This window comes from Corynebacterium ammoniagenes DSM 20306, assembly GCF_001941425.1.
Lineage (GTDB): Bacteria > Actinomycetota > Actinomycetes > Mycobacteriales > Mycobacteriaceae > Corynebacterium > Corynebacterium ammoniagenes.
Map to the genome: position 1 here is coordinate 2,760,440 of NZ_CP009244.1, position 23,623 is coordinate 2,784,062.

At 55.8% G+C, this 23,623-nt stretch carries 20 protein-coding genes; 13 read left to right on the forward strand and 7 right to left on the reverse strand.

Going from position 1 to position 23,623, the window contains the following annotated elements; translation table 11 throughout:
• Nucleotides 1-23: 23 nt before the first annotated feature.
• From CAMM_RS12610 to CAMM_RS12620, 3 genes are all read left to right on the forward strand, one after another.
• A complete protein-coding gene (locus CAMM_RS12610; protein ID WP_003846987.1) occupies nucleotides 24-1,904 on the forward strand; it encodes a heavy metal translocating P-type ATPase in 1,881 nt (626 codons plus the stop codon).
• Between the two features lie 109 nt (nucleotides 1,905-2,013).
• Entirely contained in the window at nucleotides 2,014-2,985 is a 972-nt protein-coding gene (locus tag CAMM_RS12615; protein ID WP_003846988.1) for a bile acid:sodium symporter family protein, read from the forward strand.
• A 15-nt stretch (nucleotides 2,986-3,000) separates the two neighbouring features.
• Nucleotides 3,001-3,312, forward strand: a complete 312-nt coding sequence (locus tag CAMM_RS12620) for a hypothetical protein (RefSeq protein WP_003846989.1) — start codon at nucleotides 3,001-3,003, stop codon at nucleotides 3,310-3,312.
• A 92-nt stretch (nucleotides 3,313-3,404) separates the two neighbouring features.
• On the opposite strand, the gene CAMM_RS12625 is transcribed toward CAMM_RS12620, so the two are convergent.
• From CAMM_RS12625 to CAMM_RS12640, 4 genes are all read right to left on the reverse strand, one after another.
• Nucleotides 3,405-3,737 (reverse strand): branched-chain amino acid transporter permease, encoded by a 333-nt coding sequence (locus tag CAMM_RS12625; protein ID WP_003846992.1) that lies wholly within the window; start codon nucleotides 3,735-3,737, stop codon nucleotides 3,405-3,407.
• A complete protein-coding gene (locus CAMM_RS12630; RefSeq protein WP_003846994.1) occupies nucleotides 3,730-4,443 on the reverse strand; it encodes an AzlC family ABC transporter permease in 714 nt (237 codons plus the stop codon). The genes CAMM_RS12625 and CAMM_RS12630 overlap by 8 nt, the downstream gene beginning before the upstream one ends.
• Nucleotides 4,444-4,560: 117 nt before the next feature.
• A complete protein-coding gene (locus tag CAMM_RS12635; protein ID WP_003846996.1) occupies nucleotides 4,561-5,157 on the reverse strand; it encodes a YqgE/AlgH family protein in 597 nt (198 codons plus the stop codon).
• The gene (locus CAMM_RS12640) at nucleotides 5,157-6,593 is read right to left on the reverse strand and encodes a CCA tRNA nucleotidyltransferase (protein ID WP_003846997.1); all 1,437 of its coding nucleotides are present in this window, start codon (nucleotides 6,591-6,593) and stop codon (nucleotides 5,157-5,159) included. The genes CAMM_RS12635 and CAMM_RS12640 overlap by 1 nt, the downstream gene beginning before the upstream one ends.
• A 28-nt stretch (nucleotides 6,594-6,621) precedes the next feature.
• Between CAMM_RS12640 and CAMM_RS12645 the strand changes: the two genes are divergently transcribed.
• Genes CAMM_RS12645 through murJ form a run of 3 tightly spaced genes read left to right on the forward strand, consistent with a single transcriptional unit; the run spans nucleotide 6,622 to nucleotide 13,131 of the window.
• Nucleotides 6,622-7,206 carry an NUDIX hydrolase gene (locus CAMM_RS12645; protein WP_050759854.1) on the forward strand — a complete coding sequence of 195 codons (585 nt, stop codon included), beginning with the start codon at nucleotides 6,622-6,624 and terminating at the stop codon, nucleotides 7,204-7,206.
• Entirely contained in the window at nucleotides 7,206-9,500 is a 2,295-nt protein-coding gene (locus CAMM_RS12650) for a hypothetical protein (RefSeq protein ID WP_147581093.1), read from the forward strand. The genes CAMM_RS12645 and CAMM_RS12650 overlap by 1 nt, the downstream gene beginning before the upstream one ends.
• A complete protein-coding gene (gene murJ, locus CAMM_RS12655) occupies nucleotides 9,484-13,131 on the forward strand; it encodes a murein biosynthesis integral membrane protein MurJ (RefSeq protein WP_003847003.1) in 3,648 nt (1,215 codons plus the stop codon). Before CAMM_RS12650 ends, murJ begins: the two co-directional genes overlap by 17 nt.
• 82 nt (nucleotides 13,132-13,213) lie before the next feature.
• On the opposite strand, the gene CAMM_RS12660 is transcribed toward murJ, so the two are convergent.
• Both CAMM_RS12660 and CAMM_RS12665 read right to left on the reverse strand, forming a co-directional pair.
• Nucleotides 13,214-14,098, reverse strand: coding sequence for an arginase family protein (locus CAMM_RS12660; protein ID WP_003847005.1), 885 nt, complete (start codon nucleotides 14,096-14,098; stop codon nucleotides 13,214-13,216).
• A 43-nt stretch (nucleotides 14,099-14,141) separates the two neighbouring features.
• Complete coding sequence (locus CAMM_RS12665) at nucleotides 14,142-15,296, reverse strand: NADH:flavin oxidoreductase (RefSeq protein WP_003847006.1); 1,155 nt, start codon at nucleotides 15,294-15,296, stop codon at nucleotides 14,142-14,144.
• A 36-nt stretch (nucleotides 15,297-15,332) separates the two neighbouring features.
• Between CAMM_RS12665 and CAMM_RS12670 the strand changes: the two genes are divergently transcribed.
• Both CAMM_RS12670 and CAMM_RS12675 read left to right on the forward strand, forming a co-directional pair.
• Nucleotides 15,333-15,704 (forward strand): MerR family transcriptional regulator, encoded by a 372-nt coding sequence (locus CAMM_RS12670; RefSeq protein ID WP_003847008.1) that lies wholly within the window; start codon nucleotides 15,333-15,335, stop codon nucleotides 15,702-15,704.
• Nucleotides 15,705-16,063: 359 nt separating this feature from the next.
• Nucleotides 16,064-16,600, forward strand: coding sequence for a YceI family protein (locus CAMM_RS12675; protein ID WP_003847012.1), 537 nt, complete (start codon nucleotides 16,064-16,066; stop codon nucleotides 16,598-16,600).
• Nucleotides 16,601-16,766: 166 nt separating this feature from the next.
• On the opposite strand, the gene CAMM_RS12680 is transcribed toward CAMM_RS12675, so the two are convergent.
• Nucleotides 16,767-17,201, reverse strand: coding sequence for a VOC family protein (locus tag CAMM_RS12680; RefSeq protein WP_003847013.1), 435 nt, complete (start codon nucleotides 17,199-17,201; stop codon nucleotides 16,767-16,769).
• A 139-nt stretch (nucleotides 17,202-17,340) separates the two neighbouring features.
• On the opposite strand from CAMM_RS12680, the gene pepN reads away from it, so the two are divergent.
• The 5 genes from pepN (at nucleotide 17,341) to CAMM_RS12705 (ending at nucleotide 23,594) form a co-directional block, all read left to right on the forward strand.
• The gene (pepN, locus tag CAMM_RS12685; protein ID WP_040355289.1) at nucleotides 17,341-19,887 is read left to right on the forward strand and encodes an aminopeptidase N; all 2,547 of its coding nucleotides are present in this window, start codon (nucleotides 17,341-17,343) and stop codon (nucleotides 19,885-19,887) included.
• A gap of 169 nt (nucleotides 19,888-20,056) precedes the next feature.
• Complete coding sequence (locus CAMM_RS12690) at nucleotides 20,057-20,602, forward strand: RNA polymerase sigma factor (RefSeq protein ID WP_003847018.1); 546 nt, start codon at nucleotides 20,057-20,059, stop codon at nucleotides 20,600-20,602.
• A 221-nt stretch (nucleotides 20,603-20,823) separates the two neighbouring features.
• On the forward strand, nucleotides 20,824-21,750 hold the full coding sequence (trxB, locus tag CAMM_RS12695; protein WP_003847020.1) for a thioredoxin-disulfide reductase: 927 nt from the start codon (nucleotides 20,824-20,826) through the stop codon (nucleotides 21,748-21,750).
• 7 nt (nucleotides 21,751-21,757) lie between these two features.
• Nucleotides 21,758-22,084: a thioredoxin gene (gene trxA / locus CAMM_RS12700; protein WP_003847022.1), complete on the forward strand. Its 327-nt coding sequence runs from the start codon at nucleotides 21,758-21,760 to the stop codon at nucleotides 22,082-22,084.
• 295 nt (nucleotides 22,085-22,379) lie between these two features.
• Nucleotides 22,380-23,594: an N-acetylmuramoyl-L-alanine amidase gene (locus CAMM_RS12705; protein WP_003847024.1), complete on the forward strand. Its 1,215-nt coding sequence runs from the start codon at nucleotides 22,380-22,382 to the stop codon at nucleotides 23,592-23,594.
• The last annotated feature ends 29 nt before the right edge of the window (nucleotides 23,595-23,623 follow it).

Consider the following 23,623-nt stretch of genomic DNA (forward strand, 5'->3'; position numbering starts at 1 on the left):
GTGAGGGAAGGAACTTAAGAACAATGAAAACGTGGAAGACGTGGGGAGTGGTTGGCGTATCAGCACTGCTGATTGTGCTGTCCTGGTTAAGCCCCGCAGAATCACTCATCGCAGATGCTCTGATGATTGCTGCTGCAGTTGTAGCAGGTTGGAATATCGCCATCTCCGCGATCCAGGCACTACGCATCAAGATGATCTCGATCGATCTCTTGGTCGTCGTCGCCGCCATCGGCGCACTGTTTATCAACAACTATTGGGAATCCGCAGCCGTCACATTCCTCTTCGCCTTGGGTAAGGCTTTGGAAAAGGCCACGATGAATCGGACCCGCAAGGCCTTGAGCGACTTGGTAGATTCCGCGCCGGAGACGGCAACGAAGCTGCACGACGATGGCTCTACCGAAACGGTGGAAGTGTGGGAGCTAATGCCCGGGGAAAAGGTCCTGGTCCGCAATGGCCAACAAGTCCCAGTGGATGGCCGGGTGATTTCCGGATTCGGGGGAGTGGACGAAGCCAGCATTACCGGCGAGTCCGTTCCAGCGGAAAAGTCTGAAGGCGCAGAAGTCTTCGCAGGAACCTGGTTACGCAGTGGCGTACTCCGCGTCGAGGCAACAGCGGTGGGATCAGATTCCACCTTGGCCAAAATCATCCACCGCGTCGAAGATGCGCAGGATGATAAGGCAAAGACGCAGACATTCTTGGAACGCTTTTCCAAGTGGTACACCCCAGGTGTCATGATCGCGGCATTAGCGGTCGGCCTCATCACCCAAAACGTGGAACTCGCACTGACCTTGCTTGTTATCGCATGTCCGGGTGCTCTGGTTATCTCTATCCCCGTCTCCATCGTCGCCGGCATTGGTCGCTCGGCCAAGGATGGCGTACTCATCAAGGGTGGGGAATACCTGGAGACCTCCGCGAAGGTGGACGCCGTTGTCGTCGATAAGACTGGCACCTTAACCAATGGACAACCAGAACTTACTGACGTCGAAGTACTCGACCCTGCGTATACCTCCAACGAGGTCCTGCAGCTCGCTGCGCGCGCAGAAACCGCCTCCGAGCACCCGCTTGCCGATGCCATCATCCGCGGCGCCAAGGCCCGCGGCCTAGAGGTGGAGCTCGTAGAAAGCGCACAACCAGTGATGGGTAAGGGGATTAAGGCTGAAGTTGATGGGCACACAGTCGCAGTTGGCTCCGCAGAGCTTCTCGATGAAACCCCCAGTGAGGATCGCGTCCTGGAGTTAAATGCTCAGGGCAAGACTGCCATGTACGTCGGCGTCGATGGCCGTGCCATTGGCTTGGTCGCGGTTGCCGATACCATCCGCAGCGATGCACCTACCGCCGTTAAGTCCTTACATGACAATGGCATCAAAGTCGTCATGGCAACTGGTGACGCCCGACGCGTTGCCGAAAACGTCGCACGTGAATTAGGCGTGGATGAAGTTCACGCCGAGATGATGCCGGAAGACAAGCTGGACTTGGTCAAGGAACTACAAAGTCGCGGCCAGGTCGTGGCCATGGTCGGTGATGGCGTCAATGACACACCAGCCCTGGCCCAAGCAGACATCGGTGTCGCCATGGGCGCAGCAGGATCACCCGCCGCTATTGAAACCGCCGATATCGCGCTGATGGCGGATAAGCTACCGCGCTTGCCTTATGCGCTACACCTGGCTCAACGTACCGTGCGAACCATGACGCTCAACATCGTCATCGCGCTGGCAACCGTCGCAGTTCTGCTAGCAGGCGTGCTCCTGGGTGGCGTGACCATGTCCATTGGCATGTTGGTCCATGAGGCAAGTGTCCTGCTCGTCATTGGCATCGCGATGCTGCTTCTGCGCCCAGTGCTGAAGCCAGAAGTGGCGAGTGAGAATCCAGTTCCACGTGAAACACAGGAAGTCGCAGCGGCCTAAACACCGGCGCAGGTTCTGTGAACAATAAGCAGACTGGAAAAGGGGCAGTTATCTTGCCCCTTTTTCTTAATTCTCGCCCCAAGCGAGTGCACTGCGTAAGCTAACACTCATGCTTGAGCGCTTGAAAAAGGTCGACCCACTTATTGTTTTGATTATCTCGGCGGTCATCATCGCCATTATCTTCCCGGCCCGGGGGCAGTTCGCCGAAGTGTTTTCAACACTGGTCAGTATCGCGATCGCGGTGTTGTTCTTTCTGTATGGCGCACGTTTATCCACGCAAGAAGCGCTCAATGGCATTAGACACTGGAAGCTACATCTGACCATCTTGATGTTTACTTTCGTGCTCTTTCCCATCGTCGGGCTAGCACTGCGGCCGCTAACGTTATTTATCACCGATGAGATGTACCTCGGCATTTTATTCCTCACCCTGGTTCCCTCAACCGTGCAGTCTTCGGTGGCATTTACCTCCATTGGCCGGGGCAATGTGGCCGGAGCCATCGTGGCCGCATCTGCTTCCAACCTCGTCGGAGTTATCGCCACCCCAGTCCTGGTGATGCTCTTGATGAATTCCACCGGTGGAATCCACATCGAGGCCTCGGTCTTCGGCGAGATTGCGCTTCAACTTCTCGCACCGTTTATCCTTGGCCAGCTCTTGCGCCCGTGGGTGAAAAATTTCGCGGCGAATAAGGCCACCAAAGTAGTTGACCGCGGCTCCATTGCCATGGTGGTCTACTCGGCCTTTTCCTCCGGCGTGGTCGCCGGGGTGTGGGGACAAATCTCTGTCGGAGAAGTTATCTTCCTCGTTATCTTCTCTGCTGTTCTGGTCTGCTTCATGCTCTTTCTTACCCGCGTAATCAGCAAGCGCTTAGGCTTTAATCGGGGCGATACCATCGCAGCGGAGTTTTGTGGTTCGAAGAAGTCTCTGGCCACGGGATTGCCCATGGCTTCTGTCATGTTCGGCTCGGGCGCCGCGCTGGGTCTGCTGATTCTGCCACTGATGATTTACCACCAGATCCAGTTGATGATCTGCTCGTGGCTTGCCGCGCACTATGGCAAGGAAGAAACCGAGCCAGCGGCTTAGATAGACTGTCAGACCATGGACACCATTCACTACGTACGCACCACCTTGTCTGTTCCCGGCGCAGGCATGGCCATCCACATCGCCGAGCTCAAAGAGCTCAATAGCCAAGTGTGCGAGATGTTGCGCTTGATTGCTTTAGACCCCAATAATTCCATCGTGGGCGCAGCAGCTGGCGATGCACGTGAAGGCAACATTGATATGCCCACCAAGCAGGTTCCACACCCGGAAACCTATGACCAATTCCCGGATATTGAAGCAACCTATATCGATTCGCAGGAATTCGAAGGTTTGTGGTCGGAGGCCCAGGCGGTTTTCCCACGCCTGTAAGCACGACCCGAAAGCGCCAACCCAAAAGCGTCACCCCCAAAGCAACAGAATGCCTCTGCAAGGTTTCACGTGAAACTTTGCAGAGGCATTATTTAGAACACCAGGTTGACCAACAGCATATAGGTAACCGTGCCGACCAAAATGGATAAACCAACATCGCGGCGCCACTTGTGCAAAAGGTACGTAGCAGCTACCGCGATGGCTACGGCCACGAAACCACCGGGGGATTCACGCTGCCCGTACCAGGTATAGACCACCAGCACCGTCATTACTCCCACGGGCATGGTGCGGCCCAAGACGGCCATGAACTCACTGTTTTTGAGATAGCGCAGCAAGCTAAAGGGAAGAGCACGTAGTGCCACGGTCACGATAAATAGGGGAATGATGACCGCGAGGATCATCCCTAAATCAACACCATTAGGCATTCTTCGACCCCCTTCGCCATTCCAGTTTTTCGTCGAATCGCGGGGAGTAGAAGCGCAGCAGCAGTACTGCGAGGTAAGCCGTCAACGCCACCATCAAGATCTGGTTGGGGAAGATAATCGCGGCGATAATGCCAAAAACCACGGCGGTCAGTGGCAGGGAGTAATCCGGATTATTCTTGAACGAGTCCATCGTCAGCACAACAAAGAGCGCGACGAGTGCAAATTCCAAGCCCTCTACATTCGGCGGGATGACTTGTCCAGCAAGCGCTCCGACTACACCGCCGGCAACCCATGAGGATTGGCACAACAACTGAATGGCAACGATGCGAGGTCCGGACAGTTGCACGTCACGCGGCATGGACGAGACGATGGCATATGATTCATCCGTTAAAGCATAGGTGGAGTACATCTTGCCGGCAGCGGAGTGCACGCGGTGACGCGGGAAGGTGAGCCCATAAAACAGGTGGCGGAAGTTCACCATGAAGCCGGTAATCACAGATGCCGCAACGCTTGTTCCTTGCAGCACCATGGGAATGGCCAAAAATTCCATCGATCCGGCATACACCACGATGGAAAAAATTGGGGTCCACCACCAGTCAAAACCGGTTTGAACCATCAACAGGCCAAAAGCTAGGCCCAACGGAACTAGGCCGATGCCCACCGCCCAGGAATCCTTGATTCCCTTCTTTATCTCCTCAACGTGCATGCAGATACCTTATCAGTGCAAAACTAATTCAGCGCACCGGAATTCACCTCGGAGTTCACCTCGGGATTCCGTGCGCTGACGTGCCCTTTTCCAGCAGAAGAAGGCGAAGGTTGAGAGCTAGTTAGCCTCGAGATCTTCCGGGAAAGTGGCGTAGAGCGGAAGCGGCATATCTTGACGGCGCAACACATCGCCCCACAGGTCCGCCGGACCCGGGGTGATGACATCTTGGGGTAGAGCAGGGGTGACAAACCAGTCACCGCGCTCAATTTCATCGTTCAACTGCCCCGGACCCCATTCGGCATAGCCGGCAAACAGGCGAACGCCATCGACGTAGTTGGCTAAGTCTTCCGGATCAGTGCGCATGTCCACGTGCGCAAGGCGCGGTGCTAAGCGGTTGAGCTGTGGGTGTGCATCAATATTCACGCCAGTCTTAGTCATGGCCAGTCCAACGACGGATTGCTGATTGAGCGGGCCGCCAATATACAGCGCTTGGGGCTTGGCGATGACGGGCAGCCAGTCCGGTAGCACGTTAAACACAGCTACTTCACTGCGCGCGGTCAAGACCACGCCGAAGCTCATGGCATCGGTGTGTTCAATGACCAGCACCACGGTGCGGTTGAAATGCGGGGACATGGTTCCCGGAGCAGATACCAGCAATTGGCCTGGTCCGGGCTCATTGCGCTCTAAAGCGTTGAATAATCTATCGGCGTACATCACTTCTTAGACTCCCACCACTGACGCAACTTCGCAATAGCTTCATCCCGCTCCAGCGGGCCAAGCTCAAGTCGCAGGTCTTTCATATAGGCCCATGCCTGACCCACTTCGGGGCCTGGCTTCAGGTCTAAAATTTCCATGATCTCATTGCCGTCCAAGTCCGGACGGATTGCGGCGATCCCTTCTTTTTCTTGAATTTCTTCAATGCGCTCTTCTAAGTGATCATAGGTGCGCTGCAGCCGTCGCGCTTTACGTTCATTACGCGTCGTGCAGTCTGCACGCACCAGCTTGTGCAGGCGCGGCAGTAATTCACCGGCGTCATTGACATAACGGCGTACTGCGGAATCAGTCCATTGGCCTTCGCCGAAGCCGTGAAAGCGCATATGCAAGCGCACCAACTCGGATACTTCCTGGGTTGTCGCCTTCGGGTATTTCAGTTGGCGCATGCGGCGGCGGGCGAGTTTCGCACCAACAATTTCGTGCTGGTGGAAACTCACCTTGCCATCGGTGACATCGCGGGTGTCCGGCTTGCCGATGTCATGCAGCAGCGCTGCCCAGCGCAGCACCAGATCGGGGCCGTCTTCTTCTTGCTCCATTGCCTGGCGCAAGACCGTCAATGAGTGCGCGTAGACATCCTTGTGCTGCGCGTGCTCATCCGGTTCCATGGCCATGGCAGGAATTTCCGGGAAGATGATCTGCGCAAGCCCGGTCTCTACCAAAAGATCAATGCCATCCCACGGCGCTACACCCAGGATCATCTTGTCCATTTCCACTTGGATGCGCTCGACGGTGATACGGCGAATCTCTTCCGCCATATCGGTCATGGCTTGGCGCACGCGGTCGCTGACGCCGAACTGCAGCTGCGAGACAAAGCGTGCGGCGCGCAGCATGCGCAGCGGGTCATCGCGGAAAGAAAGCTCTGGGGCGTCCGGGGTATCCATGATCCCGGCCTGTAAATCTTTTAGCCCTTCCATCGGATCGAAAAATTCACGGGTGCCATCGGCACGCAGTTCAATGGCCATTGCGTTGACTTTGAAGTCACGGCGAATCAAATCATCGTCAAGCGTGTTGCCAAACGTGACCTCAGGGTTGCGGCTATCTCCGTCATAAAGATCGGCGCGGAAGGTGGTGATTTCAATTTGCTGGCCCTTATACACAGCAGAAACAGTGCCGAATTCAATACCGGTATCCCAGGTGGTCTCCGCCCATGAGTCGAGGATCTCGTGCACGACCTGCGGGCGGGCGTCGGTGGTGAAGTCCAAATCATTGCCGAGGCGGCCTAATAGGGCATCACGAACGGAACCGCCTACTAAATAAAGGGTGTGATTGCGGCGGGCGAATTCAGAAATTAGTCCGGATAAAAGATCACTTAAGCCTGCGACGGTCGAGTCTGCGCGTGCGAGAAGTCCCATTAGCTGAGTGTCCTGTAAATCCACGGTTAGGAGTCTACTACGATAAGCAGGGATGACTAACCACGCTAACCGGAAGCGGCGCAAACGCCGTCCAGCACAAAGGCCACAACGCCAGCAGCGCTCAACGAATAAAATGGTAACCCGCGATGAAACCTCCGCGGGTGGCTTAGTTGTGTCCGGATTAGCAGAAGCAGTGGGCGCGGACGGAGAAGTAGACCTCACGTGCATCTACGTGGCGCTGATTGGCCGATTAGACCGCCGTGGCCGTTTGCTGTGGTCCATGCCGAAGGGGCACGTGGAAAACGGGGAGCCGAAGGATCTCACCGCACAGCGCGAAGTGTGGGAAGAAACCGGGATTTCCGGCGAAGTCGTATCGGAACTAGGTGTTATTGATTATTGGTTCGTCTCCGATGGCGTGCGCATTCACAAAACAGTGCACCACTTCTTATTGCGCTTTGTCGACGGCATCTTAAATGATGAGGATCCGGAGGTCACCGAGGTCGCCTGGATTCCGGTGGCCACGCTGATTGAGCATTTGGCCTATGCCGATGAACGCAAGCTCGCGCGCATCGCCCATGATCAACTTCCCGAGCTCGCACGAAAGGAAGCCGCAGCAGGAAGGGCAACGCCGCGGTGATGTCTTTGCACTCTCGGTGGCGGCCACACACGATGCGCGCAGCGGGCATATCTGCTGTCGCCGCGCTGGCCATGCCACTTGCACTCGGCGTACCCGCAGCGTTGTCGGCGCCGGCCTCGGCACAAACCCAGCTGGGCGCGCAGGCGCAAACCCAGGCTCAGACAGAAAATGACGCTGATACCCAGCACCCCGGCTGGGAGGCTTTGTCTACGCGGCGCGATGATCGCGTGCAGTTTCAGCTCACGGGCAACCCGGGAAGCGTCGCGATTGATGAGCACTTTGAAGTCGGGGTCAATATCACCAACACCGCTGGGTCCGCGATCGACAACGTGCAGGTCACAGCGCGGCGCGGGCAAGAAGTCACGGACGCGGAATCAGCCCAGCAGCAATTAGCGCACGGTGATTTCCCATTTTATGGCGCATCCATTTTCCCAGATGCGATGGAGCCAAACGAGGAGGCCACGGGCGAGATCGATATCGCCACAGGGTTGAATAATGACGCCACCTTGGGCATCGATAAGCCAGGCATCTATCCCATCATGCTGTCGCTGACCGGCACAGTTGATGGCGAGCCGGTGGCACTGGCTGATGAACGTTTCCTCCTCACCGTCACTGACGCTGATGGCACATTGCCTGACGATGAGGCCCCGCCCCAAGCTTCAACGGTGATCTATCCGATCACGGCACAGACGCATATCGCCCCCGGAGAGGTAGGCGATAGCCCGCTGGTGCTTAGCGATGAATCGCTGGCCGAACAGCTTGCCGATGGTGGCCGCTTAGACCGTCTGCTGGAAATCTATGAAGACCATAAGCTCAACGACGGTGCATGCGTAGCGATGGACCCAGCGTTGCTGCACACCGTGGATCGCATGAGCGAGGGCTATAACGTCGCCGATAAGCACCCGCCGATCATCGAAGAGCGCAAGCGACTGCGTGATTCGTGGTTTTCCGATGATGACTATGACCAAGGTGTGCCCGGCACAGGCGCGGACGATGCCGAAGAGTGGGTCGAGCGCGTTTCAAACTTAGATTGCCTGGTGGCGATGCCGTGGGCAAATACTGATCCCAATGCGGTCGCGCGCGTAAATAATAACTGGCTCAGCGTAGAAGCCACCGAACGTGGCAAGGAGACCATCCGGTCGATTACCGGCAAGGATGTCGCCTCTGATCTCGTCGTTCCGGCATCGGGCTACTCCGACCATGCGACAAAGCTTCCTTTCCTCTTGGCCAATAACACCGGTTGGGACGGCGAGGCCGCAACTTATGATGCCAACCAGGCAGCGCTTCTGGCGCAAACGGGAAGAACCCCGCAAACGACCGCGTATACCGATCCGTGGCTGCGCTATGACTTCACCACCGATTCGGTCCATGCCCGTGATCTCACCGCGGCGTCGGCGGTGTTCCTCGGCGACGCGGCACACAATGAGAACGCGGAGGAGACAAACGACAGCGATTCTTCGCCGCAGGTTATTAAACTGCCGAATTATCTAGAACCATCCACGGCGGAGGCAGTACTTGATGCGGTGGATAAACTCCCGGAGCTGCGCCCGATTACGGATGTGAAATTGCAGACCACGGAGCAAGAAGCCGGCCTGCCCTTAGATGAGACTGGCACGCAGACCTTGTCGGATCCTGCGGCGTTTACCGATCCGGAGATCCAGCGCGTCGCCCAGCAAGCACGCTATACCGATGAGCTGACCTTGATGATGGAAAATAGCGAAGATATTGCGATGACCCGCTATGGATTTACCTTGCCGGTTCGCCGTGACTTACTCGCCGCGATGAGCTTAACGGACCGAGTGTCGCTGCACAGTCATAACAAGGCTGCCGAGGCCGCCAACCATCGTCTGCAAGAAGATAATGTGGTGCTGCGCACACTACGCGATGCGGTGAGTTTGATCCCACCTGGAAATGTGTACACGCGCACCTCAGACTCGTCTCCCTTGCTGGTCGTCGCAGAAAATGCGCTGCCATTGCCCGTGCGTGCGAAGTTGGAATATGACAGCATTGATGCAGTGCGATTGAACACGTCGGACGACATCCTCATTCCGGCGAAAGGTTCGATTACGGTGTCATTAACTGCTTCCATGCCCGAACGGCAGGAGCGAACAAATATTTCTATGTGGCTTGCCACCGAAGACGGCGCGACAATCTCCGAGCCTGCCGACATCGCCGTGCAGACTCGAGGCGGTATCGTAAATATCTATGGCGCAGCCATCGCTGCCGCATTGGTCTTTGTCTTCGCCGTGGTAGTGAAGACTAGTCGGAAGAAGAAACGTGGACGACAAACCTAAATCTCTGAGTTCGACGGAGAAGCAGGAGCAACCTGTTTCTCCGTCGAAGACTGTTAGCCCCTCGGTTACTGAGGAACAAGCCGCCGCAACCGCTGTTGCCGCGGCCAAACTATCTGCCCTCAACAACAAGCGGGACTCCACCGCGCGTGCGGGAGAACGTGGGGGAGAAGAGGCCAACGCTTCCAGCGGAACCTCAAGCACCCCTCGTGCCGATGGCGTCCGAGACAGCGTCGGTGACAACGTCGACGCTGTGGATATAAACGCCCGCTCTGAGAACTCGGCCGGAAGCGCAGATGCCGAAAGCGCGGGCGCGGATGACAACCACGAGGACGCGAATTCTGAAGGTGCCTCCGTGGGCTTGCGCCAACGCATCCTGCAGCCTTCGCCACCGGCTCCGGTTCCCGAGCTGAAAAAGCCGGTGCCGGTTCCACCCGCGGTAGAGGATAAGTCAACGCTGAAATCGCCCCAGGCGGTACAAACCAGTGACGGCGATGTGGTGCGCGCTACCGGCTCCATGGCGGTGGCGACATTGCTCTCGCGTATTACGGGCTTTATCCGCAACGTACTCATTGGTTCGTCTTTGGGTGCGGCGATTGCTTCGGCATTTACAACTGCGAATCAGCTGCCCAACCTGATTACCGAAATCGTGCTGGGCGCCGTGCTGACCTCACTGGTGGTGCCGGTGCTCGTGCGTGCGGAAAAAGAAGACGCCGATCACGGCGAAGCTTTTGTGCGAAGACTGTTTACCCTCGCGGTGACATTACTCGGTGGCATCACCTTGCTGTCGATTATCTTTGCCCCGCAGCTGGTGAGGATGATGCTGCCCGAAACGGGCCAGGTCAACACCACCCAAGCAACAAGTTTTGCGTATCTGCTGCTACCGCAAATCTTCTTCTACGGCCTGTTTGCGCTATTTCAAGCAGTGCTTAATACCAAGCACATCTTTGGCCCCGCGGCCTGGGCGCCGGTGGCTAATAACATCATTTCCATCTCGGTGTTGTTGGCCTACCAGTTTGTTCCCGGGCAGCTTAATGCGGCGGAAGCCTCGCCTATTTCTGACCCGCACGTCATGCTCATCGGCTTGGGCACCACCTTGGGCGTGGTCATTCAGTGCGCAATTTTGATGCCATACATCAAAAAGGCCGGCATTAATATCAAGCCCTTATGGGGCCTGGATGCGCGCCTCAAGCAGTTCGGCAACATGGCCATTGCCATTGTTGCCTACGTGGCTATTTCCCAATTCGGCTACATTGTCACCTCCCGAATCGGTGCGCTGGCAGATGAAGCCGCGCCGTTTACGTACCAGCAGGCGTGGCTGCTGCTGCAGGTTCCTTACGGCATCATTGGCGTGACTTTGCTGACGGCGATTATGCCGCGGCTATCGCGCAACGCCGCCGAAGGTGACGTCAAAGCAGTGGTGCGTGACTTAACGCTGGGCACCAAATTGACGTTTATTGCGTTGATTCCAATCGTTATTTTCATGACCGCTTTCGGCGTTCCTATCGCGCGTGGCCTGTTCCAGTACAACCAATTTTCAGCCGATGACGCGCAACTGCTGGGCCTGACGCTGTCATTTTCCGCGTTCACGCTGATCCCTTATGCGTTGGTGCTGCTGCACCTGCGCGTGTTCTACGCCCGTGAAGAGGCCTGGATCCCGACCTATATCATCGCCGGAACCATCTTCACCAAGGTAGTTTTGACGATGTTGTCGCCCTTGGTTGCAGGCTCTCCCGAGCGCGTGGTTATCCTCCTGGCAGCCTCCAACGGCTTCGGCTTTATTGCCGGTGCTGTCATCGGTGCCTTCTTGCTGCGCCGCAAACTGGGTAATCTCGGCGGGCCGGAAGTCATGTCCACGACTTACTGGGCCGTGGGCGCGTCACTCGTTGGTCTTATCCCATCCGCGCTATTGATGTGGTTTATGAACTGGCTAATGCCAGATTCTGCACCCAGCGTGGTCTTCTTATTCATGCTCGCTATCACCGGCGTGGTCTTCGTGGTCACCACCGGCCTGGTCTTAGGCCGCTCGAACCTGCCTGAGGTCGTCAACCTCGGCCGCGCTCTGCAGCGCATCCCAGGTATGAGCCGCATCATCCGCGTTCGCACAGAAGATGGCATTGAAGTCGAGGCCCCAGAGGTGGCCGAAATCCAGCCGATCTATGGCTTGGATGCGTTCAACTCCTCACCAGTGCCACCGCCGATGTCCGCGGGTATCGTGCGCGGGCCACGCTTGGTGCCAGGCGCCCCCGTATCTGACGGCCGCTTCCGCTTACTGCGCGATTGTGGCTCTGTTCCTGGTGCCCGTTTCTGGCAGGCCCGTGAACAAGACACTGGTCGCACCGTCGCGCTGACCTTCGTGGACACCACCTCGCAGGCTCCACTGGCACCGGCACCACCGGCTGAAGCAGCGCGTCGCTCCGCCCTGGTCTCGCGCAATACCCGCAAGCTCGCGGAGCTGAACCTAGACACCATGCCCACGGGTGTAGAAATCCTGGGCTATCGCTCGGGCTGCCTGGTCGTCGCCGACTGGGTCGAAGGCTCCGATTTGGCCACCGTCGCAGAATCCGGCAGCTTGGATCCCCACGCGGTTGCTCGCGCGCTCGCGCCATTAGTGGAAGACTCCGCCACCGCGCACGAAGAAGGCTTGGCCGTAGGCATTGATAACCGTTCGCGGATTCGTATTTCCACCGACGGAATCGCAGTTCTCGCATTCCCAGCTGTACTCAATGAGGCCACGGAAGAGACAGACCGCAAGTCGCTGTCGTCAGCGCTGCGCTTGCTTGTCGATGCCTCCGTGCCCACCCCACAGGTCCTCGAAGACTTGGCAGACAAGGACGCCGAGCATTCGCTCGAGGATATCGCCGCAGGCTTGCGCGACTACGCCCCATCGGAGACCGATGAGGAAGAAGAGCAAGAGCCAATTGAGGCACTGCCAGTCACCGAAGAGCCTTTGGCACGCGAGGACATCCCGGAGGAAACCGCGGGCTTTGGCGCACGCAGTTACTCCAACGTCACCGCGGTTGTTATCGGTGCGGCAGTAGTCTTCTTCGTCGTGCTCATGGCGGCACTCACGACATGGGTGACCTCATTGATTGGTCAGTCGTCTGAGTCCAACCCAGTAGCCAGCGCACCGCTCGAAAGCAGCGAGGCGGCACAACCCACGCTGGCGACATCGCCACCAGTGATGCTGCCGATGAAGGCTGCCATCGAGGTACCTACCGGTCGCATCGTGCCGGAAGCAGTCGATGATGATCGCGACACCGAGTGGAGCGCTGACAGCGCAGGCACCGGCATTGTGGTCAGCTCCGAAGATTCTGCGCAGCTGCGCGACGTACTGATTTCCCACGAGGATTCCTCCGGGACGGATATTGTTATCTACGGAGTCAATGCCAGCGATTTCACCGCTTCACAGTTCAATGCGGATGATTTGGCGGTGCTGGGATCCGGGACCTTATCGCGTGGCCGCACCGCCATTGAATTAGATGAGGAGCCGACGTCTTATGACTCCGTCATCATCTGGGTCACTGATATTCCAAAGGGCAAAAAGGCCAATGTCACGGAGGTAGAACTCACCGGTGTCATCACCGGGGCTGCCTCCACCGATGACCCTGAAGAGGCCATCGGCGAGGAATAAACTCCAAGGACACTCAAGTAAGAAGAAGGGCCGGTGCTACGCAATCGCGTGGCACCGGCCCTTCGTCGTGCAACCCCTTAATTTAGAGAAGTGGCACGTCCTTGACTACTTCTTGGATTGCTAGAACCTGGCGCGGAATAAACTCTGCGAGGTTAAAGCCCACCAGTTCGATGTCTTGTTGCGTTGAGACCGCGGAGATAATGGCCTGCACCTGATTCTTGGTCAAACCTCCAGATTCAGCTCCCATACCGAGGTGGTATTCCGCGCTGTCGATGCTGTCGACATCCACGTGCAGCACAAACTTGCTGCAGCCAGTAGCCTTGAGCCATTCAACGACGGCCTCGGGGGAGCTTCGCAGCTCATCAGGGGAGAGCAGCTTGATGACCCACTCCTGAACATTTTCATATTCATCGTCGTTCCACGAATGCGTGCCGGCCAGCAACACGCGCTCGGGGCTGATGGTCTGCGGCAGTTCCTTTAAGAGCTCTTCATCGCCGTGACCGGTCAAATGAGCCAGTGCCATATCGTGGTAGCCCTGGTAGTTGCCGCCGGGAGTGGAGCAATCTGGGTGCGAGTCCAGCCAAATAATGGCCAGATCATCGTCATATTTCGCGGCCAAATGCGCGACCGAGGGCACGGCCACCGAGCAATCACCACCGAAGGTAGTAATGCGGTCCGGGTCCTGTTCGGCGATGCGCGCAGTCGCCGCGCGCAAGTTCTCTAATACCGCGCTGCGTGATTCAATTCCACGGTCCACGCCGGTGTCATAGCCCACGACGGGCACGACCACGGTTTCATCTGCTTCACCTGGGAAAATGGCGTTGAGGATGGTCGGTCCCACCTCGTAGCCGTGCCGGACTGATTCGCGTTGTAAATCGCCGGTAAATTCCGCTGCATAGTCAACGCCGCAGGCCTGCCACTGTGGGAAGACCACGCGAAGAGATTTGCCATTGGTGGTGTGAGACATGATCAAAGACCTTTCACTAGATTAAAAGTGTTGTTCTGACTTACTAGGACGTATGAAGTGGCTGCAGCAGTTCTGCCTCTTTGATGGTGGCTAGCCCACCTGTTGCTGCAGGGGCGAACGGCGCGTCGACCTCGATCCCGTCATGGACGCGAATCGGCCAGTCAGGGTTTGCCAGCGCTGCCTTGCCGATGGCCACTAGGTCGGCATCGCCACGGCGTAGTAGGGAAGTAGCACTCTCACCGGTATCAATGTGCCCGTTGGCAATGACCGTCAGGTTTGGCGCGGCCTGCTTCGCCAAGGCAGCCAAGGATCGTTCATCTTCGTCAGGGAATGCCGGTGCCTCGGCCTTCCATTCCGTGGTGTGGATATAATCCACACCCGACTGCGCCAAGCTGCCAAAGATCGTGAGCGCTTCGTCTACTCCGCCGGCCCAACGGTGGTGGGCATCGCTGACTTTGCCCTGGGATATCCGGATTCCGACGAGGAAATCCTCACCGACAGCAGCCCGGACTCGTTGTGCGGTTTCTACGGCAAAGCGCACCCGGTTGCTGGGGTTTCCGCCGTAATGATCGGTGCGTTGGTTGAGGTAATCGGTTAAGAATGCATCAATCAAATATCCATTAGCGCCGTGAAGTTCCACGCCATCAAAACCGGCATCACGTGCCCGCAGCGCGGAATCGACAAAAGCCTGCTGGACATTGTCAATGTCTTCTTGCGTCATCTCTTGCGGCACCACATAAGGGCCCTCACCGCGATACATGCTCAACTGCTCACCGCGAGCAGGGATATTGGAAGGTGCAAAGAGTCGTTGCGAGTGTGGGTTCCCCTGACTTTGTGGTCCGGAGTGTTGTAACTGTGCCACCACCGCAGCACCTTCGGTATGCAGTGCACTGACCAACGCACGCCATGCTTCCACGTGTTTCGGCGTCGCCATTCCTGGTTGATGAAGGTATGTCTGGCTTTCCGCCGTGTCGATGTAGGAGCCTTCGGTGATAATCAAGCCGAAGCCACCGGCAGCAAATCGGCTGTAGTAGGTGAGCATCTGCTCATTGACGCATCCGTCAGCATCGGCGCTGATCCTGGTCATCGGTGCTAACACCGCTCTGTTTTTGAGCTTTAATGATCCGATATCCACCTGGTCAAATAGCAATTCAGTCTTCCTTTCCGTCGACGATATACTCAGGTTAAAACCTGACATCGATGTCAGGTGCAAGTCTTAGAGGAAAGAAGATTCATGCGCATTGGAGAATTATCTGATTTAACTGGGGTCAGCCCACGTTCCCTGCGGTATTACGAAGAGCAAGGATTACTTGTTTCTACGCGCACCTCGGGCGGGCAGCGGGTCTATCCCGACAGTGCCGTCGATCGGGTAAATCGGATCCAAGCCCTGTACCAAGCTGGCCTTAATAGCTCTACCATCTACGAGATCTTGCCCTGCATGCGTGACAGCGACGGATACCCTTCGGAAATCGCTGATGAACAACTAACCAAGGATCTGCACCGGGAGAGAGACCGCATCCTTCAGCAAATCGCGGCACAAAAAGAAACACTCAAGGCACTGGATCAAGTTATTCGCAACGCTGATCTCGATCGCACAAAACAATAGACACTCAAGACAGGCCATGACCGCTTTTGCGGGCAGATCTGCCGACTCTCTGTGAATTGCTGTCTCGCCCTGAAAGAAGCACTCGTCACAATTATGATGTGAGTCGGAGTCTGCCGGAGAAAGAACATGAAGATCATCCGGAGGCACGCACTCCACAAAGCAGTCAGATTACCGGAACAACACCGTCATTTTCTACGATTTTCAAAATACTTCACCATTACTACCTGCATCTTTAATTATTTTTTAGTTAAAGGTTGACGCAATAACAAACTAATGCCATAATGATTGTTGTTGCGTCAACAAAGATTGATGCTGAAGCATAAGTGAGATCATCTCAAGCAACTACTTAGGAGTACACAATGTCTAACTTCACCGGTTCTTACACCCTGGACCCAGCCCACACCGTTATCGGTTTCGTAGCTCGCCACGCAATGGTTACCAAGGTCCGCGGCAAGTTCAACGATTGGGATGCCAAGATTGAGGTTGCAGACACCCCAGCAGATTCCACCATTGAGGTAGTCATCAAGACTGCTTCTGTAGACACTGGCAACGCTGACCGTGACGCTCACGTTCGCGGCGATGACTTCTTTAATTCCGAAGAATTCCCAGAAATGACCTTCAAGGCAACTGACTTCAACATCGACGAGAATGGCGATGGCACCCTCACCGGTGACCTGACCATCCGTGAGACCACCAAGTCGGTCACCTTGGATATTGAGACCGAAGGCATCGCCGAGGACCCATTCGGCAACACCCGTGTTGGCTTTGAAGCTAAGACCTCGATCAACCGCACCGAGTTCGGCTTGAACTTCAACGCTCCACTGAACACCGGCGGCGTCCTTGTTTCCGAAAAGATCACCATCGAGATCGAGGGTTCTGCAATCAAGAACTCTTAATCTAGCCTTTCCGTGCCAACTGGCACTGAAATAACTTCATAAAACTAAGGCCGTAGCCAGCGAGATGTTTCGCTGGCTACGGCCTTTTTATCTCTCACCTGCGGGTCACAAATGAACGGTCAACGCCTGTTCATCTAAAACGGAAGGGGAGCGGTGCGCCGAAACGTTATGAGGGATTGACGGAAGAGTTAATAGCCCAGCTGATGCCAAAGCGGTCGCGAACGTGCCCGTAGAGCTCGCCCCAGGGCGCAATCTCAAGTGGCAGTACCACTTCGCCACCGGTGGAAATGAACTTTTCCCAGTAGTCGCGAGCTTCGGTTTCATCATCACAGATCAGCAGTAGAGAATACGGCGTGCCGTCCAATCCTGGTGCTGATTCCTCCATGGCGTCACCGCCGGCAATTGAGACCACGCCGGAATCCAAAGTGGCATTCGCAACGGCATCAGGATTGATCTCAAAGGGAAATTCGTCGACCTTATCGGCTGGGAATTCACCATAGGTCAGCATGGTGAGATCGCCGCCGAACAGGGAGTGGTAGTACTCGAATGCCTCTTTCGCGGTACCTGGAAAACTGATGTAAGTATAAGATTTTACGGACATTGCCACCCTCCAGTGGATGAGTCGGAACGGCTCGGCATGAGTCGCATGGCATTAATTGTACTGACGGCAACCTCGGAGCAGAAGAAGAAAGTGTGCCCAGCGTCATATCCGGTCTGCCATGGGTCCTACAATGGCAGGCATGTCCCAAGCCAATCTCACGCATACAGAAGCTCAGTTCCGCGCTCAGGCACTTACTCTTAGCACCTATTACCTGCACCTAGATCTATCGCAGGCAGCCGATCACGATCAGAAGACTTATCCGGTGACCAGCCGCATTGAGTTCACAACGGCAGAACCTGATCTATTCCTTGATTATCTCGGGGCGGAAGTAGCCTCTATTACCGTCAATGACAGCCCGGTGGAGGTCGATTTCCGTGATGGTCGGATCTATCTCCGTAATCTTCCCACTGATCAGCCCGTAACGGTAGACATCGCCAGCTCATCGAACTTTTCTCGCAGTGGGCAAGGCTTGCACCGCATGCTCGATACCGCTGATGGCAAGACTTATCTTTATTCGCATCTGGAACCTTCTGATGCCCGCCGCATTTTCCCCTGCTTTGAACAACCGGATCTCAAAGCTCGGTTTCACGTGAAACTTTCGGCGTCAGCCGATTGGGCAATCCTTTCCAATCAACCTGAGGTCAGCCGGAAGACCATCGCGGCAGAAGGTGGGGAAGTGGCAACCGTGGAGTTTGCACCGTCGCCACCGCTATCGACGTACCTGACCTCCTTTGCCGCAGGTCCATACGTTTCCACATCGCGGATGTGGACGGCACCGGATCAGACCATCGGCGTGGAGTTGCGCGCATTGGCTCGTGCGTCCATGGCTGACTATCTCGATGATGAGATCTTAGAAATCACCGCGCAGGGCATGGACTTTTTCCATGACAACTTCGATTTCCCGTATCCCTGGGGCAAGTATGATTCCATCTTCGTGCCCGAGTACAACTTGGGCGCCATGGAAAACCCGGGTCTGGTGACGTTTACGGAGAAGTATCTGTTCCGCTCAGCCCCCACGCGGGCACAGCATGCGGCGCGCACGAATACGATCTTGCACGAGATGTCGCACATGTGGTTCGGAGATCTTGTGACCCCGCAGTGGTGGGATGACTTGTGGCTAAAGGAATCCTTTGCAGAATACATGGGAGCAGACGCGTCTGTGCATGCCACTAAATATGCGGAAGCGTGGACTAACTTTGCAGGTAGTCGCAAAAATTGGGCCTATAGCCAGGATCAGCTCCCAACGACGCACCCGATCAAGGCTGAGATCCCAGATGTAGACGCAGCGCGTCAAAATTTTGATGGCATTACTTATGCCAAGGGTGCGGCAGTTCTCAAACAGCTAGTGCACTACGTCGGCCGTGAGGAGTTTTATGCCGGGGCACGTGATTACTTCAAAGCGCATGCATTCGCTGCCGCGACATTTGATGATTTACTCGATGCCTTGGGCAACCATACCGACCGCGATCTGGATACCTGGTCCGATGCCTGGTTGAAGACGTCTGGCCCGGATACGCTCACCCCGAAGATCACGGTTCATAATGACACCATCGAGTCCTTGGAGGTTATAGCTTCGGCAGAGGGTGAGACCCGTCCACACCGCGTGAGCATTTCGCTTTTCGATGCCTCCCTCACCCGCACCACCATCTTCGATGTAGATATACCCGCAGGTAGCAGCACTACCACGATCTCGGAAGCACACGGAAAGCCTGCTCCATCCCTAGTGCTTGTCAATGATGGTGACCACACCTACGCCAAGGTGCGCTTTGACGACAACTCTTTAGAGACTGTGCGCGCACGCTTGAGTGAACTGCACGGCGGGGCAGAAGAAGAACTGTCGCGTGCCGTCATCTGGACTGCACTGTGGAATATGACAAGAGATGGTCAATGGGCCGCCAACGAATTCATCGATACGGTCTTGCAGCACGCACCACATGAGGACAATACCAATCTCATGGCTACTAACTTCGCAAATGCACGCTATGCGGTGGCGCATTTCTTGTCCGACGATCGCCGCGAAGCCAAACGCGCTGAGGTCGCTGATAAATTCTGGGCATTGCTCCAGGCAGCGGAGCCGGGTTCAGATGCGCAGTTAACGATTGCGCGATCAACTATCGCGGCGCTGGCATCGACCCCGGATGCATCTGGCACCTCGCGTCTCAACGACATGCTCCAGGAAGGCATCCGCGGGCTGCTCCTTAGCCCGGATCTGCGTTGGTCCATCATCCAGGCACTCGCCGCGCGTGATGCGCTACCGCAGGAGGTTTTGGAACAACAGCGCGAGGATGACAACACCTTAACTGGTGCAGCTGAGTACTTGGGCGCGAAATATGCCTACCCGGATCCCAAGCTTAAGCGCTATCTCTTCGATGAGGTGCGCATCCCACAGGCGCATTCCAATGCCGAAGTCTTACAATTGCTGGCTGCATTTAATGCACCGCGCGCAGCGGATCTCACCGAGGAATTCGCACCGGAGTTCTTCGAGGTGTTGGAATCTATTTGGTCGGAACATCCCATCGAAATTGCCAATCACATCGTGCGTGGTCTCTATCCACACCAGGAGATGGCTGTGGCTGCCACAAATAAATTCCTCAACAGCAATAAGGTTCCCGGTGCATTGCACCGAGTGCTTTTGGAATGTCAGGACACGGTGCGAAGGAATTTGCGCGTTCAACAAGCGCAGTAAGTGCCACACATTCGGACGACAAAAGCACGTGAAAGGTTGCGATAACTAGCCCACTTCGGTGGGCAGGAAAACCTAGTCCTTTGTTCAGAACCCCGAGATAATAGGTGAGGAAACACACCATGTTGTGGTGTGGAATATTTTCATCACAAGATTTCGGGGGGAATCGGCGATGGCCACTGACCGTGAGCCCACGGACGAAGAGCTAGTGGAAGCATTCCTGGACGGTGATCACAAAGCGTTTTCGACCATCGTGGAGCGCCACCGCGAGCAACTAATCTATGTTGCTAAGTCGTATACCAAGACAGAGACTGACGCCCAGGATATCGTGCAGGAAACATTCCTGAAAGCCAGTAATAAGCTGCACACTTTCCGGGCAGAGGCCAAGCTCTCGACCTGGCTTAACCGACTGGTGCGCAACTCGGGCTATGACTATATCCATCACCGCTCTAATGCCCAGCATCAATCCTTTGATGGGGAAGTGGATGCCGATCGAAATAGCTGGCTCGCGCATGAGCCGTTGATGGGCATTGATACTCGCTTGGATCTCCAAGACGCGTTGGAAAATCTGCGCCCGGAGCAACGGGAGGTATGGATGCTCACGGAAATCGGTGGGTATTCACTCAAAGACGTGGCAGGTCTGCAAGGTGTTGCAGAAGGAACGGTGAAGTCGCGTCGATCGCGGGCAAAAAGCGCACTGCGCTTGGCGATTGGCTAGTGACACCCATTGCGGCGGTAGAATCACTGTCACGATTGGATCACTACCAAGCCACCGGGGTTCGCGCAGTGAGTGGAATTCCTGCGCGAGAATCTTGCTGATTGACTTGGCATCCCGACTTGGTGGGCAGCGATGTGCGCAAGGAAATTAGTTCACGAGTCCTGCTGTTGATCCTAATGGCGACTATAATCGCCCGAGATAACGAATAGAGGAGTTAGTACATGACCATCCATGATGTCGCTATTGTTGGGTCCGGCCCAGCTGGCTACACCGCTGCACTTTATGCAGCACGCGCAGAGCTTAAGCCCATTGTTTTCGAGGGCTTTGAATACGGTGGCGAACTGATGAACACCACCGACGTGGAAAACTACCCAGGCTTCCAAAAAGGCATCATGGGTCCTGAGCTCATGGAAGAAATGCGCGCTCAAGCTACCCGATTCGGCGCTGACCTGCGCATGGAGATCGTGGACAAGGTGGAGCTAGAAGGCGACATCAAAAAGATTCATGTCGGCGACGAGGTCTTTGAGGCTCGCTCGGTCATCCTTGCGACCGGTGCTGCACCACGCCACTTGGGCGTGGAGGGTGAAGACACCTTAACTGGCCGCGGCGTGTCCACCTGTGCAACCTGTGATGGCTTCTTCTTCAAGGGCCACCACATTGCCGTTGTCGGTGGCGGCGATTCCGCGATGGAAGAAGCCACCTTCTTGACCAAGTTCGCAGAAACCGTGACTATTATTCACCGCCGCGAAGAGTTCCGCGCCTCCAAGATCATGTTGGAGCGCGCCCGCGCGAACCCACAGATCAAGTGGGAACTGAATAAGACCGTGGAAAAGGTTCTTGAGGTTGATGGCAAAGTCGGCGGCTTGGAGCTAAAGGACACCATCACCGGTGAGACCACCACGAAGGACTACACCGCGATGTTCGTCGCCATTGGCCACGATCCTCGCTCCGAGTTCCTTGATGGCCAGGTTGCAACCAATGAGGAAGGCTATGTCTTAGTCGATCAGCCATCGACACGCACCGATATCGATGGTGTCTTTGCCTGTGGCGACTTGGTCGATGACCACTACCGTCAGGCCATTACTGCTGCTGGCTCCGGTTGCCGCGCGGCAATCGATGCGGAACATTTCTTGGCAGCACAGCGTTAGGAATAGTATGAGCAACGTAATTGACGTAACCAAAGACACCTTCCGCAGCGAAGTCATTGACTCCGACAAGCTCGTGGTCGTTGATTTCTGGGCTGAATGGTGTGGCCCTTGTAAGAAGCTGTCGCCACTGCTGGATGAAATCGCCGAGGAAATTGGCGATGAAGTCACGATTGCCAAGATCAACGTCGATGAAGAGCGTGAATTGGGCGCCATGTTCCAGGTCATGTCCATCCCATCGGTCTTGATGTTCAAAAACGGTGAAAAGGTCGATGAATTCATCGGTCTGCAGCCGAAGCCAGCAATTACTTCCAAGATTCAGGCACAGCTGCAGTAAATTCACTCGGTCGCGGCGGCTCGTGTCTGCCACCGACCGTAAAGTGAGTTTAAAAGTGTCTACTAGTTCTCTGACGCCGAGGTTTTTAGCTCCCGCTAAGACCTCGGTGTCTTCGTATTTGTGCAGGTTATTCCGTGTATTGTGGCATAGACCGGATCTGGTGGCGGTCGTGATCAGTTTGTTACCGTCGATCGCTGATGTTTCCACTGATGTTCGTGTGAAATGGCGTATTCTCAATTTGTCACACTAGAGTGGAATGTAGATAAATTGTCAAAGAATAAAAGTTTTTACTGAAATGGCTATGAGTTTTAGAAAGGGGGACGAAGTGGACCGAATCCTTCAGGTTGGGGATCGCAGTGCCCGCGTCGCCGAAGCACGGGCTACGCTCGCGCGCCTCGGAATGTTGTCGAACTATACTGGCGATGTGTCCGATTGGAAGCGTCAAAAATTCTCCGAAGAAGATAAGCACTTCGACTCCGAGCTTTCCGACATCATCAAGGCATTTCAGCAGTCCCGCGGCATCATTCCTTCCGGCAATATCGATGATTTAACCCTGCGTGAGCTGCGCCAGGCTTCATATAAATTGGGCAACCGGGTATTAAGCTACCAACCCAATAATGAGCTGGTTGGCGATGATGTTTCGCAGTTGCAAAAGCAGCTGCAGGAGCTTGGTTTTTACATGGCGCGTATCGATGGCCATTTTGGCTCCTTTACCCACGCTGCACTGTTGGAATACCAGCTTAATTACGGTCTTCAGCAAGATGGCGTATGCGGGCCGGCCACTATTCGCGCGCTGAGCCTGCTGGGTCGCCGCATCACCGGTGGCTCCGCGCATAACATCCAAGAGCGTGAGCGCGTGCGCAATGCTGGCCCAAAGTTGGCCGGCAAGCGCGTCGTCATCGATCCAGGCTTGGGCGGTTCCAATAAGGGACAGCTGGTCAAGGGCCGCTACGGGCAGATTTCCGAAGAGGAAATCTTGTGGGATCTCGCCGAGCGTCTTGCTGGGCGCATGATTGCGGCCGGCATGGAAATCATCTACTCGCGCACCCGCGGGGATGATCCATCGAACAAAGAGCGCGCAGAGATCGCGAATGCTTTCGACGCAGACTTGGTCATCTCCCTCTCGTGCGATCAGTACCCGAATGAGAAGGCGAATGGCACCGCCACCTTCTACTTCGGCTCAGAGCTGGGCAGTACCTCGTTGATCGGGGAAAACCTCTCAGGCTACATTCAGCGCGAGATTGTGGCACGTACCAAGCTGGGCAATAACAATAACCATGCCCGCACCTGGGAGCTTTTGCGCATGACACGCATGCCTGTCGTACAGGTCGTGCTGGGCTATCTCACCAACCCCGACGATGTGGCGGTGCTGACCAACCCATCGTCGCGGGATGATATTGCGGAATCCATCGTGGTCGCCGTCAAACGCCTCTACTTGCTTGACGATGACGACGCGCCGACCGGCACCTACAACTTTGCCGAGCTTCTGCGCGCCGAACAGTCCCAGTAGTAACCCCTAGTAGCCCACAACACCGCGGT

Coding starts and splice junctions, on each gene's coding strand:
- CAMM_RS12680 (WP_003847013.1), bottom strand. CDS start 17,201: ATGTCCGTAAAATCTTATACTTACATCAGTTTTCCAGGTACCGCGAAA.
- CAMM_RS12690 (WP_003847018.1), top strand. CDS start 20,057: ATGGCCACTGACCGTGAGCCCACGGACGAAGAGCTAGTGGAAGCATTC.
- trxB (WP_003847020.1), top strand. CDS start 20,824: ATGACCATCCATGATGTCGCTATTGTTGGGTCCGGCCCAGCTGGCTAC.
- CAMM_RS12615 (WP_003846988.1), top strand. CDS start 2,014: ATGCTTGAGCGCTTGAAAAAGGTCGACCCACTTATTGTTTTGATTATC.
- CAMM_RS12675 (WP_003847012.1), top strand. CDS start 16,064: ATGTCTAACTTCACCGGTTCTTACACCCTGGACCCAGCCCACACCGTT.
- trxA (WP_003847022.1), top strand. CDS start 21,758: ATGAGCAACGTAATTGACGTAACCAAAGACACCTTCCGCAGCGAAGTC.
- CAMM_RS12650 (WP_147581093.1), top strand. CDS start 7,206: ATGTCTTTGCACTCTCGGTGGCGGCCACACACGATGCGCGCAGCGGGC.
- CAMM_RS12660 (WP_003847005.1), bottom strand. CDS start 14,098: ATGTCTCACACCACCAATGGCAAATCTCTTCGCGTGGTCTTCCCACAG.
- CAMM_RS12620 (WP_003846989.1), top strand. CDS start 3,001: ATGGACACCATTCACTACGTACGCACCACCTTGTCTGTTCCCGGCGCA.
- CAMM_RS12665 (WP_003847006.1), bottom strand. CDS start 15,296: ATGTCAGGTTTTAACCTGAGTATATCGTCGACGGAAAGGAAGACTGAA.
- CAMM_RS12610 (WP_003846987.1), top strand. CDS start 24: ATGAAAACGTGGAAGACGTGGGGAGTGGTTGGCGTATCAGCACTGCTG.
- CAMM_RS12625 (WP_003846992.1), bottom strand. CDS start 3,737: ATGCCTAATGGTGTTGATTTAGGGATGATCCTCGCGGTCATCATTCCC.
- CAMM_RS12705 (WP_003847024.1), top strand. CDS start 22,380: ATGGCTATGAGTTTTAGAAAGGGGGACGAAGTGGACCGAATCCTTCAG.
- pepN (WP_040355289.1), top strand. CDS start 17,341: ATGTCCCAAGCCAATCTCACGCATACAGAAGCTCAGTTCCGCGCTCAG.
- CAMM_RS12670 (WP_003847008.1), top strand. CDS start 15,333: ATGCGCATTGGAGAATTATCTGATTTAACTGGGGTCAGCCCACGTTCC.
- CAMM_RS12635 (WP_003846996.1), bottom strand. CDS start 5,157: ATGTACGCCGATAGATTATTCAACGCTTTAGAGCGCAATGAGCCCGGA.
- CAMM_RS12630 (WP_003846994.1), bottom strand. CDS start 4,443: ATGCACGTTGAGGAGATAAAGAAGGGAATCAAGGATTCCTGGGCGGTG.
- CAMM_RS12645 (WP_050759854.1), top strand. CDS start 6,622: ATGACTAACCACGCTAACCGGAAGCGGCGCAAACGCCGTCCAGCACAA.